Source organism: Rhodoferax saidenbachensis (genome assembly GCF_001955715.1).
In the GTDB taxonomy this organism is placed as follows: domain Bacteria; phylum Pseudomonadota; class Gammaproteobacteria; order Burkholderiales; family Burkholderiaceae_C; genus Allorhodoferax; species Allorhodoferax saidenbachensis.
This window is the reverse complement of record NZ_CP019239.1, coordinates 4034118-4049318: the sequence shown is the minus strand read 5'-3', so window position 1 is coordinate 4049318 and position 15201 is coordinate 4034118. Positions and strand designations below refer to the sequence as shown.

General features: G+C 58.6%; 16 protein-coding genes. 13 read left to right on the top strand and 3 right to left on the bottom strand.

Going from position 1 to position 15201, the window contains the following annotated elements; all coding sequences use genetic code 11:
* Positions 1-34 precede the first annotated feature (34 nt).
* A complete protein-coding gene (locus tag RS694_RS19180) occupies positions 35-412 on the top strand; it encodes a ribbon-helix-helix domain-containing protein (RefSeq protein ID WP_029706694.1) in 378 nt (125 codons plus the stop codon).
* A gap of 95 nt (positions 413-507) precedes the next feature.
* Positions 508-897 (top strand): CopM family metallochaperone, encoded by a 390-nt coding sequence (copM, locus tag RS694_RS19175; protein WP_081708571.1) that lies wholly within the window; start codon positions 508-510, stop codon positions 895-897.
* Positions 898-1002: 105 nt separating this feature from the next.
* Here copM and trxA read toward each other — a convergent pair whose 3' ends face one another.
* On the bottom strand, positions 1003-1959 hold the full coding sequence (gene trxA / locus RS694_RS19170; protein ID WP_029706691.1) for a thioredoxin: 957 nt from the start codon (positions 1957-1959) through the stop codon (positions 1003-1005).
* 36 nt (positions 1960-1995) lie between these two features.
* Between trxA and purE the strand changes: the two genes are divergently transcribed.
* The 4 genes from purE to RS694_RS19150 are packed head-to-tail and all read left to right on the top strand — an operon-like array spanning position 1996 to position 6907.
* The gene (purE, locus tag RS694_RS19165; RefSeq protein ID WP_029706690.1) at positions 1996-2499 is read left to right on the top strand and encodes a 5-(carboxyamino)imidazole ribonucleotide mutase; all 504 of its coding nucleotides are present in this window, start codon (positions 1996-1998) and stop codon (positions 2497-2499) included.
* Positions 2499-3665 (top strand): 5-(carboxyamino)imidazole ribonucleotide synthase, encoded by a 1167-nt coding sequence (locus tag RS694_RS19160; protein WP_029706689.1) that lies wholly within the window; start codon positions 2499-2501, stop codon positions 3663-3665. Before purE ends, RS694_RS19160 begins: the two co-directional genes overlap by 1 nt.
* Before the next feature lie 24 nt (positions 3666-3689).
* Complete coding sequence (locus RS694_RS19155) at positions 3690-4724, top strand: L-threonylcarbamoyladenylate synthase (protein WP_029706687.1); 1035 nt, start codon at positions 3690-3692, stop codon at positions 4722-4724.
* Between the two features lie 50 nt (positions 4725-4774).
* A complete protein-coding gene (locus RS694_RS19150; protein WP_029706686.1) occupies positions 4775-6907 on the top strand; it encodes an adenylate/guanylate cyclase domain-containing protein in 2133 nt (710 codons plus the stop codon).
* A 9-nt stretch (positions 6908-6916) separates the two neighbouring features.
* Here the strand turns inward: RS694_RS19150 and RS694_RS19145 are convergent, their stop codons facing one another.
* Positions 6917-8227 (bottom strand): hypothetical protein, encoded by a 1311-nt coding sequence (locus RS694_RS19145; RefSeq protein ID WP_152528783.1) that lies wholly within the window; start codon positions 8225-8227, stop codon positions 6917-6919.
* A gap of 83 nt (positions 8228-8310) precedes the next feature.
* On the opposite strand from RS694_RS19145, the gene RS694_RS19140 reads away from it, so the two are divergent.
* The gene (locus RS694_RS19140; RefSeq protein ID WP_029706683.1) at positions 8311-8790 is read left to right on the top strand and encodes a Crp/Fnr family transcriptional regulator; all 480 of its coding nucleotides are present in this window, start codon (positions 8311-8313) and stop codon (positions 8788-8790) included.
* Here RS694_RS19140 and RS694_RS19135 read toward each other — a convergent pair.
* Entirely contained in the window at positions 8783-9037 is a 255-nt protein-coding gene (locus tag RS694_RS19135; protein WP_152528782.1) for a hypothetical protein, read from the bottom strand. The genes RS694_RS19140 and RS694_RS19135 overlap by 8 nt on opposite strands.
* 277 nt (positions 9038-9314) lie before the next feature.
* Between RS694_RS19135 and tssB the strand changes: the two genes are divergently transcribed.
* The 6 genes from tssB to tssG are packed head-to-tail and all read left to right on the top strand — an operon-like array spanning position 9315 to position 15191.
* The gene (tssB, locus tag RS694_RS19130) at positions 9315-9836 is read left to right on the top strand and encodes a type VI secretion system contractile sheath small subunit (protein WP_029706681.1); all 522 of its coding nucleotides are present in this window, start codon (positions 9315-9317) and stop codon (positions 9834-9836) included.
* Between the two features lie 56 nt (positions 9837-9892).
* On the top strand, positions 9893-11380 hold the full coding sequence (gene tssC / locus RS694_RS19125) for a type VI secretion system contractile sheath large subunit (protein ID WP_029706680.1): 1488 nt from the start codon (positions 9893-9895) through the stop codon (positions 11378-11380).
* Positions 11381-11413: 33 nt separating this feature from the next.
* The gene (locus tag RS694_RS19120) at positions 11414-11908 is read left to right on the top strand and encodes an Hcp family type VI secretion system effector (protein ID WP_029706679.1); all 495 of its coding nucleotides are present in this window, start codon (positions 11414-11416) and stop codon (positions 11906-11908) included.
* A gap of 54 nt (positions 11909-11962) precedes the next feature.
* Positions 11963-12415 carry a type VI secretion system baseplate subunit TssE gene (gene tssE / locus RS694_RS19115; protein WP_076069931.1) on the top strand — a complete coding sequence of 151 codons (453 nt, stop codon included), beginning with the start codon at positions 11963-11965 and terminating at the stop codon, positions 12413-12415.
* Between the two features lie 2 nt (positions 12416-12417).
* Positions 12418-14184, top strand: a complete 1767-nt coding sequence (gene tssF / locus RS694_RS19110) for a type VI secretion system baseplate subunit TssF (protein WP_029706677.1) — start codon at positions 12418-12420, stop codon at positions 14182-14184.
* A complete protein-coding gene (gene tssG / locus RS694_RS19105) occupies positions 14139-15191 on the top strand; it encodes a type VI secretion system baseplate subunit TssG (protein ID WP_083664574.1) in 1053 nt (350 codons plus the stop codon). The genes tssF and tssG overlap by 46 nt, the downstream gene beginning before the upstream one ends.
* Positions 15192-15201 lie beyond the last annotated feature (10 nt).

The window sequence follows — 15201 nt, the reverse complement described above, 5'->3', positions numbered from 1 at the left end:
GCCATATTGGTGGGCAGTGCTACCGGGAGTTGCCATGTGCCAAGTGTTTATCAGCGCCGACCCCACGCTTTACGAGAGCCGTGCCCGCTCGGTGCGGCTGCATGGTGTGGCCACCAGCATCAAGCTGGAAAACCTGTTCTGGCAGGTGCTCGACGAAATTGCCGCACGTGACGGCATGGGTGTGCCGCAGCTGTGCACCAAGCTCTACGACGAGCTGGTGGAGGAGCGCGGCGCGGTGGACAACTTCGCGTCGTTTCTGCGTGTGTGCTGCGGGCGTTACATGGCGCTGCAGCTCTCGGGCGGAATTCCGCAGGACGCCAGCATTCCCATCCGCAGTCTCAACGCCCGGCGCGTGTTGGCTACGGAGCGTTATCCCGCCGCAAGCACGGCGCAGCATCGCCAGGCGGCATAACCGGTTCTTGATCCAGCGCAAGCGATTCGTCGGAACTTGGGTCGCTCGATGCGGTCTACTGTCTGACTGCGCTTGGCAGTGATTGAGGAACCTTCATGAAACCCCATCTCTTTTTAGGCAGCACACGCACCGCCTTGTCTTTGGCCCTCTCCATGGTGCTGCTGGCGCCCGGCGCCTGGGCGCAGGACGCCAACCCCCACGCAGGCCACAACATGGCGGCGGCGGGTGATGCATCAGCTTCCAGCCAAGCCTATGAAGCGGCCAACACCAAAATGCACAAGGACATGTCGGTAGCGCTTACCGGCGATGCCGATCGCGACTTTCTCGCCGGCATGATCCCGCACCACCAGGGCGCGATCGACATGGCGGAAGTGGTGCTGAAGTACGGCAAGGATCCCAAAGTGAAGAAACTGGCGCGCGGCATCATCGCGGCGCAGAAAAAAGAGATTGCGATGATGCAGACTTGGTTGGCCGCTAAAAAGTAAGCAGCGCCAGCGCGGAGGGGCCAAGTCCCGGGCCGATTTGTGCGCATTTGGCACCATGAGGCCCGGGGCTTGGCCCCTCCGCGCTGGCTTAGGGCGCGTCGTGTTTTAGTTCAGCATCATGCTGAGCTTGCGCCGGTAGGCCGCCACGAGCTGGGCTTGGGGATCAGCCTCGGCCACGACTTTGCCCACCACTTCGATGCCACCTGCGGTCTTGCCCACATCGGCTGGGTTGACCTTGGGTTTTGGGGGGGTGAGCAGTTCCAGAATCGCGACAAAGGTCTTGCGCGGCAGAGCGTCGTTCCAGGCCTTGTCGCGCATGATGATTTCCAGCAGTTCGTCCATCGCGCCGGTCCAGTCACCGCTGACCATGAGCACACGGGCCTTGGCCAGGCGGGTGTCAAAGTCACGCTTGTTGGTGGCAATCAGGGCATCAAATTGTTCGGGAGCCCAGGTGCCCCGGTCGTCGGTCACTACGAATTGAATGGCGGCGAGGAACTGCCCCAGCGCCTCGAAGCGCAACTGGCGCGGAATCTCGGCCAATGCCGGGGCCAGCGCGGCCTCGGCGTCTTCCAGCATGTCGTTCTCGATCAGCAGCTTGACGTAGTCGTAGCGTGCATCGTCGTTGCCGGGGTTGATCGACAGGGCTTCATGCAGCTTGCGCAGCGCGGCCTGCGGGTCACCGGCGGCGATCAGCGCCTGGGCGTCTTCGGCATCTGCCTCGGCGACCAGCGCGTCTTCGCTGGGCACGTGTTTGTCCAGAAAGGTCTTGATCTGGCTCTCAGGAATCGCGCCCATGAAGCCGTCTGCCGGTTTGCCATTGACCATCAGCACGCAGGTCGGAATGCTGCGGATGCCGAAGGCCTGGCTCAGTTGCTGCTCCTGGTCGGAGTCGATTTTCACCAGCTTGAAGCGGCCGTTGTACTCGGTTTCCACCTTTTCCAGCAGCGGGCCGATGACCTTGCAAGGGCCGCACCAGGGCGCCCAAAAGTCCACCAGCACAGGGACCTGGTGGGAGGCGGCGACGACTTCGGCGTCGAAGTTTTCAATGGTGACGTTGATCATTTGGGCTAGCTTGAGGCAAAAACGTAAAATTAAAGGATGAAATCCTTACAAGTCGGCGTCGTCATGGGTTCCAGCTCGGACTGGGACACCATGCAACACGCAGTGCAGATTCTCCAACAGTTTGGCATCACCTTCGAGGCCAAGGTGGTTTCGGCCCACCGCATGCCGGACGATATGTTTGCTTATGCTGAGTCTGCCGCCACGCGCGGCTTGCAGGCCATCATCGCCGGCGCGGGCGGTGCGGCCCACCTGCCGGGCATGCTGGCGGCCAAAACGACGGTGCCGGTGCTGGGTGTTCCGGTGCAGAGCAAGGCGCTGTCCGGGGTGGATTCACTGCACAGCATTGTGCAGATGCCCAAGGGTATTCCGGTGGCGACATTCGCCATCGGCGCTGCCGGTGCGGCCAATGCGGCCTTGTTCGCGGTGGCGCTGCTGGCCAATAACAATGCGGCGCTGCGCGCCAAGCTCGAAGCCTTCCGTGCCGAGCAGACCGAAGCGGCGCGTGCCATGGTGCTGCCCGTCACAGGCAGCCACGCGTGATGGCGGGGCATGACGCATTGGGCTTGGGCGGCGGCAAAGAGATCACGCTCGGGGTGATGGGCGGCGGCCAGCTCGGCCGCATGTTTGTGCACGCCGCGCAGCGCATGGGCTTTTTCACCGCGGTGCTGGACCCGGACCCGGTGAGCCCCGCGGGCCGTGTCAGCCACCACCATATCCAGACTGCCTATACGGACCCCGAGGGGTTGGCGCGCTTGGCGGCGGTGTCGTTTGCCATCACCACCGAATTTGAAAACGTGCCCGCCCAAGCACTGAACCAGTTGGCCGCCAGCCGCCCGGTGGCGCCGGCAGGCAGTGCCGTGGCGATTGCCCAGGACCGTGCGGCCGAGAAGGCGCACTTTGTGACGTGCGGTGTGCCATGTGCGCCGTATGCGGTGATCGAGACGCCCGAGCAGTTGAAGGCAGTCGATGCCAGCCTGCTGCCCGGCATCCTGAAAACCGCGCGCATGGGTTACGACGGCAAGGGCCAGGTGCGCGTCAAGACGTCCGCCGAACTGGCCGCTGCCTGGGCCGACCTGAAGCAGGTGCCCTGCGTACTGGAAAAGATGCTGCCGCTGGCGCTGGAATGCTCGGTCATCGTGGCGCGTGGCGCCGACGGTACCTGTGTGAACCTGCCGGTGCAGCGCAACCTGCACCGCGACGGCATTCTGGCCGTGACCGAGGTTTATGAAGGAAATCTGCCTCCAGCCCTTGTGGAGCGTGCGGTAGCAGCTGCGAAATCGATAGCAGATGGCGTGCAGTATGTGGGCGTTCTTTGCGTGGAATTCTTTGTGTTGGAAGACGGCAGCCTGGTCGTCAACGAGATGGCGCCGCGCCCGCACAACAGCGGCCACTACAGCATGGACGCCTGCGATGTCTCGCAGTTTGACCTGCAGGTGCGCACGCTGGCGGGCCTGCCGCTGACGCAGCCGCGCCAGCACAGCCCGTCCATCATGCTCAACCTGTTGGGTGACATTTGGCCCGAAGGTGGTGTACCTCCTTGGGAGAAAGTACTGGCTTTGCCCGGTACACATCTGCACTTGTACGGCAAGCTCAAGGCCAGCAAGGGCCGCAAGATGGGCCACCTCAATATCACCGGCGCTTCCACACACCGCGTACGCACGACCGCGCTGGAAGCGGCGCGTCTCCTGGGTATCGAGGCGTTCTAGGCCTGTCAGCCGTTCCTGCTTGCCATGATTCTCCCCGCGTCTGCTCCTGAATCCATAGCTGCTTGCGCAGATGCCATAAGGGCCGGAGGCCTGATTGGCATGCCAACCGAGACGGTGTATGGCTTGGGCGCCGATGCGTCCAGTGACGTGGCCGTGGCCAAAGTGTTTGCGGCGAAGGGTCGCCCGGCCGACCATCCGCTGATCGTGCATGTGGCGGCATTTGATGGTGGCATGTCCGGTGTGGCGCATTTCGCCACGCAGGTGCCCGCGTTTGCACAGCAGCTCATGTCGGCCTTCTGGCCCGGGCCGCTTACGCTGATCCTGCCTCGGCGCGCCGGCGTAGGGGCGGCTGCGGCCGGTGGGCAGGACTCCATTGGCCTGCGTTGCCCCAGCCACCCGGTGGCGCAGGCGCTGCTGGCGACGCTGCGCAAGCCCGCAGACGGCCAGGCCGAGGTCTGGGGTGTGGCCGCACCCAGCGCCAACCGCTTTGGCCGCGTGAGCCCCACCACCGCCGAGCACGTGCAGAGCGAGCTGGGCGACGCGCTGCCGATTCTGGACGGCGGCCCGTGTGATCTGGGCATCGAGTCCACCATCATCGACTGCACCCGTGGCGCGCCCGTGCTGCTGCGCCCGGGTTCCATCACCAGCCTGCAGGTGGAGCAGGCCTGCGGCCAAAAATTGCTATCGAAAGAGGAGCTGCTTGCGCACAACCAGCCTGGGCCACGGGCCTCTGGGACACTGGAATCCCACTACGCTCCTACAGCCAAGGTACGCCTGATGGACACCAAGGCATTGCAGGCAGCGTTGGATGTACTGGGCCACACCGCCGGCCCGCGCCCGACGATTGCGCTGTACAGCCGCGCTGCGCTGAAAGTGGTCTCGCCGCTGGTCCTGCAACACCGCATGCCACAACAGGCGGCACCCGCCGCACATGAGCTGTTTGCCAAGCTGCGCGAGATGGACGAGCAGGGCGTGAGCCTGATCTGGGTGGAGACACCGCCCGCTGCGCTGGAGTGGGATGGCGTGCGGGATCGCCTGCAACGCGCGGCGGCCAGCTAAAAAGTCTTACCATTCGCTGCGTTGCCCGCCGCGTTGGCGTGGGCGCTTTCATGAAAGTTCTGTCCATGGCCTTCAACGGTTCGCGCCTCGGTATCCGATTGCGCCCCAGCATCGTCGCCCTGTTTCTGGTTCTGGCGATCCCGCTGTTCGCGACCACGGTCTGGATTGGGTATGTGACCAACGACCGGATTGCCCGGGATACCGCAGACGCACTGGTAGAAAAGGCCCGGTTTGAGACCTTCAACAGCACCATCGAGCTGCTGGAACCCATCAAGACCATGGTCAAGATTGCAGCCCGCCTGGGCGATCTGCAGCCGGAGTTTTTCCGCGAAGACGCATCGGCCGCCTACCTCATGGAAATGCTCTCCAACAATGCGCATATTGACAGCGCGTATGTGGCGATGGCGGACGGGTCTTTCCGCATGAACCTCAAGGTGCGCCCGGGTGCACGCATCCTGAATGAAGAGGTGCCAACCCCCGCCCGCTCCGCACAGCGCTGGCTGGACCGCAAGGGCACGGCCGATCCGCAGGACCACTATTTCTTCTTCGACGGTGAAGGCAAGCCCGCCGGCACGCGCAGTGCAGCGGCGGTGTACGACCCCCGGGTGCGCCCCTGGTTCAAGGAGTCACTGGCCGCGGGCAACCGCTTGTCCATCTCCGACCCGTACATCTTTGCCACCACCGGGATGGCGGGCATTACCGTCTCCATGCCCTTTTATGCGCAGGGACAGCCTGCGGGGGTGGTGGCGGTGGACATCACGCTGGACCATTTGTCCGTGTTCCTGAAGTCCCGGCCGGTCAGCCCTGGGTCCATCAGCCTGATCATTGACGAAAACGACCGCATCGTGGCGCACCCGGACCCGGCCGAATCGGTGCGCCGTGAAGACGGCAAGCTGATCCAAAACAACCTGTCACGGCTGAGCAGTGACTTGCCGGGGTTTGCCATGGCGTCGCGTCCCGCCCAGGGGTCCGAGCGCTTCACTTTCATACACAGCAAAAACGGGCTGGAGTACGTGGCCATGTTGTCGGCATTGCCGGATTCCCTGGGCAAGTCCTGGCGCGTCATGATCGTGACGCCGCTGGCAGACTTCTCCGCCGTCTGGACCGAGAACAACAAGAAGTTGCTGGCCTTTGGCGCGCTGGCCATCGTCATCGAGGTGCTGCTGATCAGCCTGCTGTCCAAGCTGATTTCGCGCCCCATTGAGCAGTTGGAATCGCGCATCATGGATGTGCAGAATTTCACCACCAAACCCACGCTGGCCATCCGCTCCAGCATCCCTGAAATCCAGTCACTGATCCGCGCGGTGCATGCACTGGAAACCACCATTGGGGCGTTTGCGTCCTTTGTTCCCAAGGGGTTGGTGCGCAAGCTGATGAATTCTCCCCAGCAACTGGAGCTGGGCGGTCACAGCCGGTTCCTCACCATCTTCTTTTCGGATCTGGAGTCGTTCTCGAGTCTGGCGGAGTCCAGCCCTGCGCAGGAGTTGTTGCAGCGGGTGTCTGCTTATCTGGAGGCCGTGACCCTGGCGGTGAATGAAGAGCAGGGGACCATTGACAAGTTCATTGGCGACGGAGTGATGGCTTTTTGGGGCGCGCCCGAGTTGCTGGACGACCACGCGTACCGGTCCTGTGTCGCATCACTCAAGGTATTGCAGCGCATGGAAGTGCTCAATGCCCAGTGGGTGCAGCAGGGGCTGGCCCCGCTGGGGATTCGCATAGGTATCCACAGCGACTCGGTACTGGTGGGCAACATCGGCTCGTCCGAGCGCATGAGTTACACCGTGATGGGTGACGGTGTGAATCTGGCGTCGCGCCTGGAAGGGGTCAACAAGGATTTTGGTACCCGCATTTGCGTCAGTCACTCGGTTTTCAAGGAGGCGGGCGAGCGGCTCTGGCTGCGCCCCATCTGTGAAGTGAACGTCAAGGGGCGACGCGCTGGCATGGAGATATACGAACTGGTGGGAATCAAGGGTGCCGATCCCAGTCTGGAGGCCTCCGAGGCCACCGTGCGGCTGTGCGAGATGACCCGCGTGGCCTACGAAGCCTTCCGCAATAGCAATATGCAGGACGCCCTGCGCCTCTACCAGGCGGTACTGGATGCGTTTCCGCAGGACCCGGTGGCGGCGGCCATGCTGGCCCGGTGCGCGCAAGGCAGTGGGCCCGCTTCATCGACCCCAGCCTAGCGCTAGGGGTTAGTCGGAGGACAATCCGACTGCCCCCTTCGCAAAATCCTTGAACTGGTCTTTGACCGCGTCCTTGAGTTCGTCTTTCATTTCATCCACGGCCGTGGCCATGGCTTCACCTTTGGTCACCAGATGCAGTGGGGAATCTGCTTCTACCTTGCGGGACTTGGTGCGCAAAGGGTCCAGCTTCTTGGAGAGTCGCTCGATCTCGATTTGTTGCATGGTTTGCAGCGACATCTGCTTGGGGTTACGGTTGAAAAAGCTGGGTTTGCGAACGCCACCGACATCGCTGAAGGGGAGAAGGTCGGAAGTTGATACGCGGTTTAGGTAAATGGCACCCAGCACCGGCGATGCTTTAAACAGGGCCACCGGATTGCGGTCCATGGGCTTGTAGTCGATGTAGTCCAGATACAGGTTGGCCTTTTGTATGCTTTTGTATTCCGCAACGTAGCTGGCGATACGGATCAGCAGCTTGGCCAGTGCTGTCACGACACCCGAAATCACCCCCGCGCCATGGACGGGCGCGGCCGCTACGGAAATGGCTGTATTTGCAATGTCTTTGGCCAGTGCCGCCGAGCTTTTCATGATGTCTTTGTCCAGCATGCGCAGAATTTCCGCGCAGGCCGCATCGTTGAATACATTGCTGGCGACAAACGAGGCGGAGTAGCCCACCATTGCACGCATGACGATGGTCTTGACAACCTGCCCAATGGCTTTGAGGAGAGACCAGGCGGCAGCAAGTTGCTGGAGTATGGGAACGATGGCGGCCACCACGGAACCGATGAAATTCACAAAGACCTCCGGCATGAGGCTAATCATGAAATCCAGGATGGCACCCATATCGATGAAGTCAAAAACCTGCATCAATCCGGAAAACGCCTCCAGCAACATCTCCTTGAGCTTGGCAAAGACACTGAGCAATTCCATGAACTTGTCGCGGATGAACTCTAAGGCGCCGGCCGCTAGGTCGCGCAGAGCACCCAGTGCCTGGCGTAGCGCTTTCAGAATGTTCGGAATAGTAATATTAGGCAGCGATAGGGATGGGAGCTCTATGCTTACGGAGGGGAGTGCCTCATAGACACCTTTGGCATCTTCCGCCAAATCTGTCAGTTTTTCCTTGACGGCGGCCACTTTCATGGTGAGCCGTTTGTTGGAAAAAATAGCATCGTAGGCGCCACCGGTGGCGTTCTTGCGCATTTCACCAAGGATGGAATCCCATTGCGCCTGTTGTAGAAAAATGGGTGAAACGGCAGTCGCCATGGTTATCCTTGAAATGGCTGTCGGGAGGGGCCCGCAAAATTGCGACGCGGGCAGGATCACCGAAACATCTTACCCAAGCTTTTGGAATCGTGCTATCGTTTTAATACCTAACTCGTAGCCCGATGCTGGAAATCTTGCGATCCATGTTTCTGTCCCCGCCGAATGATTTGAGTGGCCTGATTCAGGCCATTAGTGCCAATGCGGTGGACGACACCCTGGCGCGATTTTTTCCCCAGTCGGACATGCTGGCGCTGGCACCGTATCTGGACAAGGAAGACTTGCCGCGCGGCCATATCTTGACGGCCAAGGGCGCGCTGGACCGCACACTTTATTTTGTGGAAACAGGCAGCTTGCGCATTCACTACGGTGACAAGAGCAATCAGTATGTCATTGCTTCCGTCGGCCCTGGCAGTGTGGTCGGTGAGGGAGCTTTCTTCTCGGAGCTGGAGCGCAACGCCACTGTACAGGCCAGTATGCCCAGCAGGGTCTGGAGTCTCACAGTCTCGAAATTTGCCAAGATTCGCAAAGAGCACCCTGGCTTGGCGCTTTCCTTGGCGATGGCCTTGGGTGCGACCATTTCTACGCGCATGCTGGACGTCACCCGGCGAGCGTCCATTACCTAATTACCTGGCTGGATGCCCCCTTGGGGTGCATGGCAGCATCGGCCACAAGTTCTGCCACCAAGCCCACCCACCAGTCGCGCCGCTTCTGGGCCGCTTGCAACGCGTGGTCATCCATCTCCGAAAACAGGGTTTTGATGCTGAGCCCTTCGCATACCTCCAGAAAGTCCGTGGAAGTCTGGGCAAGCTGGTCGGCACTCATACGCCGAACGATGGATAGCAGCATGGCGGAGTCGATGGCAACGGTCATGCGGAGGTCCGTCAATTCGGACTGTAGTTGTGCAAGCGTGGCGATGGGGCTCTCCCGGTTTGTTGCAGTTTTATGTCGAACGCAAGAGGCATCCATGGGACAAAAGACCGGTTTGAACAAATATAGGTCACTATCTATTGCATAGCAACGCGTTGTGTTGTACAAAGGCCAACCCCGTGCTTACAGGTTTTACACGGGTTTTACAGTTTTCGTTTTAATTGCCGATGCTGTTCAAGCGGCTTCTTGCAACGTTGTTTCCAATTTTTGAGGGGAATCTATGTCTGACAGTTTGCAAAAATGGGTGGGGCGCAATCGTCCGCCCCGGGTCCAGATAACTTATGACGTCGAAATTGGCGACGCGGTCGAGAAGAAAGAATTGCCAATGGTCGTCGGGATCATGGCGGACTTGTCCGGACAGCCTGCGATGGCCTTGCCCAAGATGAAAGAACGTCGGTTCATCGAGATTGATCGCGACAATTTCAATGAAATCATGACCAAGATTTCCCCGCGTCTTGACCTGTCGGTGCCCGACACCATGAAGGGTGAAGGCAACATCAAGGTCGAACTCAATTTCCAGGAATTTGACGACTTCCACCCGGAAGCGCTTGTGCACCAGGTACCGCGGTTGGCCAAATTGCTGGAAGCGCGCCAACAGTTGCGCGATCTGCTGGCCAAGCTGGACGGCAATGATGAGCTGGACAGCCTTCTGGAAAACATCGTTCAAAGCACGGAAGAGCTCAAAACGCTTCAATCGCAAGCCAATGCAGATGCCCCCGCATCTGATGCGCCTGCGGCATAAATGATCTTTTGGTTCGCGCGCAAGCGCGCTCTTCAATTTTTGAAACGGTGATTGATATGGCAACTACACAAGAATCTGGCGGCGCAGGCGCCGCCACCAGTACAGGCGAGATGGGTCTTCTGGACCGCATCATCGTAGAGGGCAATATGGCGGTTGAGCCATCGCAAGGCCCCTATGCAAAAAAATTGATCGGTCAATTCGCTTCGCAAATTCTGGACGAAGGAATGAAAGCCAGCCCTGACAAGGGTGTGGTGGCCATGATCAATGAACGTGTCGCCGAGATTGACAAGCTTTTGTCGGACCAGCTCAATGCAATCATGCATGACAGCGCGTTCCAGGCATTGGAAGCATCGTGGCGCGGTCTTCATGACATGGTTTTTGGTACCGAAACCAGCACGCGCCTGAAGCTGCGCCTGCTCAATGTCACCAAGAAAGAACTGCTCAAGGATCTGGAGTCTGCGGTAGACCATGACATGAGCGTGTTGTTCAAGAAGATCTACGAAGAAGAGTACGGAACCTTCGGTGGTCATCCTTATTCCCTGCTGATTGGTGACTACCAGTTTGGACGTCATCCTCAGGACATGGCTCTGTTGGAGCGCATGTCGAAGGTGGCTGCCGCCGCCCATGCCCCCTTCATCTCTGCAGCCGCTCCGGCCCTGTTTGACATGAAGTCGTTCACTGAGTTGGGCGTGCCGCGCGATCTTTCCAAGATTTTTGAAAGTGCGGAACTTGCCACATGGCGCGGTTTCCGGGCCTCCGAAGATTCGCGCTATGTGTCTCTGGTGTTGCCAAGTTATTCGGCGCGACTGCCCTATGGCGAAAAGACCATCCCTGTCGAGAACTTCAACTTCGAAGAAGATGTCAACGGCAAGGACCACTCCAAGTACTTGTGGGCCAATTCTGCCTATCAGCTGGGATTGCGTATTACAGACGCTTTCGCCAAGTATGGCTGGTCTACTGCCATTCGTGGCGTAGAGGGCGGCGGCAAGGTGGAAGGCATGACGGCTCACGCCTTCAAGACCGACGAAGGTGATGTTGTCTTGAAGTGCCCAACCGAGGTGTTGATCACGGACCGCCGCGAGAAGGAACTGAACGATTTGGGCTTTATTGCCATCGTCAACTCCAAAGGCTCCAATTTCGCATCCTTCTTTGGCGGGCAAACCGTCAACAAGCCCTTGGTGTACGACAAGGATGCTGCGAATGCCAATGCGGAACTGTCGGCGCGCCTGCCCTACATTCTTGCGGCATCGCGCTTCGCGCATTACATCAAGGTCATCATGCGTGACAAGGTCGGCAGCTTCCAGACAGCGGCAGAAATTTCCAATTACCTCAATAACTGGATTGGTGCTTACGTACTCGTCAACGAATCGGCAAGCCAGAGCCTGAAGGCACGCTTTCCGTTGAGCGCGGCACGTGTGGATGTGACGGAAGTAGCTGGAAAGCCAGGCGCTTACCGTGCGACTTGTTTCCTTCGGCCGCACTTCCAGATGGAAGAGCTGACGGCCTCCATCCGTCTGGTGGCAGACTTGCCCGGCGCTGCCTAAGCAGGCTACTAGTTTTACGCAAAGGATTTAAAAATGATTTTCCTGAAAATTGAGAGCATCAAAGGGCAATCCACCGTTGCCCAAGCAGACTACACCGAAGCCATTGAAGTGGATTCGTACAGCTTTGGTGTGTCCAAGGCCTTGCTGACAAACGCCAGCAACCAAGAGCGCCAGGCTGGAGAAGTGAATTTCTCGGAAATGACTTTCTCCAAGACGATGGACCAGGCGACCAATATGCTGGTGGATGCCTGTGCCAAGGGGACCGCGCTGGGTGATGTGGAAGTGCATGTCACGCGCACGGTTGGGGCGACGGAAGAGTTGCTGGTGAAGTACGTGTTGTTTGATGCGCTGATCTCTACCGTGTCATCGCAAGGATCTTCTGGCGGACAACTGCCCTTTGACTCGTTCAGTATCAACTTCACCAAGATCACAGGTGACTTCACCGGCCAGAAAACCGATTCGACGGCTGGTGGCGTGTCTGCGTTTGAATACGATCTGCGGACCAAAGAAGCTGGAGCTGCTGCGTAAAAAGCAGCTTTATTGCAGTCGGTTGCATCGTCGCTTTGGACTAAGGGTAGGACGGTGTCTGAACTTATCCGGGGCGTCGGTGTCCCTCTCTTTGACCGTTTGTCACAAGCGGAAACCATGGAGGGGACAAGGCTCTCTACGCCGCAGGAATTGGAAATGTCGATTGCGCGTGAATTGTCGCGTCTGATGAATGCGCGATCCAATCTGACTTTGAAAGCATTTGCGGAAGAGGACCTGACCGTGCTGAATTACGGTATCCCGGACTTTATGGCGCTTTCCGTTAAATCTCATACCGACATGGACCGATTGCAGGCGGGCGTAGCACGTGCGGTGCGTTGGTTTGAGCCCCGGATGAAGGATGTCATTGTGAAAGCGATGCCGAGCATCTCCGGCAGGGCTGCGAAGCTTGCAATCTCAGGCACAGTAACCATTCATATGAAGCCAATTCCATTGAGTTTTGAGTTGCAACTTGATACGCGCCATGGTGGCTTGGCGAAGGCGGCATAACCTTGGCTGAGGTTGTCCATAGCGATCTACTTCAGTTTTACAAACGTGAGTTGGTCTACTTGCGGGAGCAGGGCGAGGATTTCGCCCGGCGGTATCCCAAGGTAGCTTCGGCATTGTCGTTGCGGGGCGGTGAGTCGCTTGATCCGCATACTGAACGGCTGATTGAATCGGTCGCCTTCCTGGCGGCGCGTGTCCACAAGGATTTGGATAGAGAATTCCCTCAGGTGGCCGGAGCACTTTTGGACAATCTGTGCCCATCGCTGGTACAGCCGGTCCCGTCCATGTCCATTGCGCAGTTTGAGTTGGACCCTAGTCAGGGTAAGGTGACCGCAGGCTTTCGCGTACCGCGCCACACCTCCATGTACGCCAATGCGTCGAATGGTCAGCAATGCCGATTCCGTAGCGCTTGGGAAACCGTGCTGTGGCCTGTAAGAATCACCCAAGCAGCGCTGGGAGAGGGCGGCAACGTACTGCATCTCAGTTTTGAATGCAGTTCCGATACCGATTTTTCCGAGCTGGAAATTGATAGCCTCCGTATCCATCTGCACGGGGACTGGATGTCCACGATGCCTCTTTATGAGTTTCTGGTGTCGGATGTGCTCAAGGCCAGTCTCATACCGGAAGGAGAGAGTGCACGAACATTGCCCGCTAATTCATGGAGAGAGGTCGGTTATGCGGAGGGTGAGAATGTGCTCCCACTGCCATCCAATGCGCAGCCGGCGTATGGGTTGATGCAGGAGTACTTTGCCTTTCCTCGGAAGTTCCATTTCTTCGACGTGTGTAATTTGCGCGGCCTGCTCGGCAAAGGCCGGCGATTTGATTTGAAATTGGTAATGGGGCAGCCTGCTCGGGGGATCGCTGCAATATCGGAAGAGCAGTTCCAGTTGGGGTGCTCACCGATCGTGAATCTTTTCCCGCGTACCAGCGAACCACTGTTGATCGACCAGAAGCACTACGAATACCGGTTGGTAGGCGATTTGCAACGTGAATCCAGTACCGAAGTGCATTCCATACTGTCCGTCAACGCATCTGACCCAAATGCAGAGCGGCCGGAACTAGTGCCCAGTTTTGCGGCTTTGGGGCACGTACAGTCGGACGGTGCGCAGAATTTTTGGTCCGCCAGACGCGAGCAAAGTTTGCGCCGCGACATATCGGGAACGGATGTCTTCCTGTCTTTTGTCAACCAGCTGAATGCCCACTCGGCACCGACGCAACCGGTGGTTTATGCCAATCTCTTGTGTACCAACCGGCGATTGGCGGAGCAAATCCCGCGCAATGCGAGGATGGTTACCGAGGGCATATCGGCGACTGCGATTGTCCATTGTCTCTATGAGCCCACCGCGCCGCGAGATCCGCCTTTGGGTAGCGAGACGCTTTGGCGGTTGGTGTCACTGCTGACACTGAACCACCAGTCACTGGTAGATGGTTCTACCGGCAAAGACCAATTAAGAGAAATGCTCACGCTTTTTGCATCTGATAGCACGCGCGATCATGAGCAGATTCGGGGCATTAAAAATCTGAGTGCACGCAGTGCCACGGGGCGTATTGGTACCGAGGCTTGGCGTGGCTACTGCAGAGGCACGGAAGTCACACTCGAATTCGATGAAGAGGCATTTGTGGGGGGGTCACGGCTATTGATGTCTGCCGCATTGGCGCGTTTTTTTGCCATGTACACCTCTGTCAATTCGTTTGTTCAGCTCCGTGTAAATCGTGGCGATGAATTATGGAAACAATGGAAACCAATGAGCGGCAGGCAGTTGGTTCTGTAGTTGACGCGTTAATCGCAGAACCCCAAGGTTACAACCTCTTTCAGGCAATCAGCTTGCTGGAAAGGGCGGGAGAGCCGCGCACAAATGCTGGCGTCGTGGCCGACAAGCAAACCTCTGTGCGTTTGCGTTCCGTGGTGTCATTGGCGTTCCAGCCCAGTGATGTCAGCAAGATCACTACGGAGTCCGCGGAGAATGAATCTTTCACGGTGCATACCGCCGTGATGTCACTGGCGGGGGCCAATGGACCTTTGCCTTTGCCGTTTACGGAAATGGTACTGGAGCGCACGGCTGCCCGTGACCATGCGACGGCAGATTTTCTGGATATTTTCAATCAACGCTTTCTTGCGTTTTTGTACCGTGGCAGGAAAAAACACAACATCGGTCTAAGTGGCGTGTCCCCGGGTGAGTCTCCATTGGCTTCCTGTCTGGACTCTCTCAGTGCCTTGGGTTTGAAAGCGGGCGTCCGCGCTCCAACGGATGAAGCTGGTTGGCTTGCCCATGCGGGGCTGATGGGGGGCGCACCGCGGTCTATGACCGGTTTATTGGCCATGCTTTCGGACCGATTTGGCGTGCAGGCTGAGGGGCGCCAATTTTGTGGCGGCTGGCGGAATTTGGAGTCGCGTGATCTCATCGCGCTTGGGGAGAAGGGGATGCGGCGTGCCCCCAGCTTGGGTATAGACGCCGTGCTGGGGCGTCGGGTCTGGGACCAAAGCGCGGGTATCTGCATCGAACTGAAGAATTTGCGACTCTCCCGATTGCGCCGTTTTCTCAAGGATGGGGACGAACGGGCCTTGCTGCATTGGATGGTCCGGCGCTATTTGCCCCAGGATATGGACGTTGAAATGGTGCTGAAGCTCAAACAAGGAGAACTTGAACCCACCGTGTTAAGCCGAAAGCGGGAGTTGCGACTGGGTTGGACTTCGTGGCTCGTCACGGCCAATTCCACCACGGATGCGATCGCCACGACGCGATTCCGCCTGGATGCTGACGCAACTGCTGTGCCTTGAGCGGGATCAG

Excerpts from the sequence above, each read along its gene's own strand:
- RS694_RS19180 (WP_029706694.1), top strand. The coding sequence starts at position 35 with ATGTGCCAAGTGTTTATCAGCGCCGACCCCACGCTTTACGAGAGCCGT.
- copM (WP_081708571.1), top strand. The coding sequence starts at position 508 with ATGAAACCCCATCTCTTTTTAGGCAGCACACGCACCGCCTTGTCTTTG.
- trxA (WP_029706691.1), bottom strand. The coding sequence starts at position 1,959 with ATGATCAACGTCACCATTGAAAACTTCGACGCCGAAGTCGTCGCCGCC.
- purE (WP_029706690.1), top strand. The coding sequence starts at position 1,996 with ATGAAATCCTTACAAGTCGGCGTCGTCATGGGTTCCAGCTCGGACTGG.
- RS694_RS19160 (WP_029706689.1), top strand. The coding sequence starts at position 2,499 with ATGGCGGGGCATGACGCATTGGGCTTGGGCGGCGGCAAAGAGATCACG.
- RS694_RS19155 (WP_029706687.1), top strand. The coding sequence starts at position 3,690 with ATGATTCTCCCCGCGTCTGCTCCTGAATCCATAGCTGCTTGCGCAGAT.
- RS694_RS19150 (WP_029706686.1), top strand. The coding sequence starts at position 4,775 with ATGAAAGTTCTGTCCATGGCCTTCAACGGTTCGCGCCTCGGTATCCGA.
- RS694_RS19140 (WP_029706683.1), top strand. The coding sequence starts at position 8,311 with ATGTTTCTGTCCCCGCCGAATGATTTGAGTGGCCTGATTCAGGCCATT.
- RS694_RS19135 (WP_152528782.1), bottom strand. The coding sequence starts at position 9,037 with ATGACCGTTGCCATCGACTCCGCCATGCTGCTATCCATCGTTCGGCGT.
- tssB (WP_029706681.1), top strand. The coding sequence starts at position 9,315 with ATGTCTGACAGTTTGCAAAAATGGGTGGGGCGCAATCGTCCGCCCCGG.
- tssC (WP_029706680.1), top strand. The coding sequence starts at position 9,893 with ATGGCAACTACACAAGAATCTGGCGGCGCAGGCGCCGCCACCAGTACA.
- RS694_RS19120 (WP_029706679.1), top strand. The coding sequence starts at position 11,414 with ATGATTTTCCTGAAAATTGAGAGCATCAAAGGGCAATCCACCGTTGCC.
- tssG (WP_083664574.1), top strand. The coding sequence starts at position 14,139 with ATGGAAACAATGGAAACCAATGAGCGGCAGGCAGTTGGTTCTGTAGTT.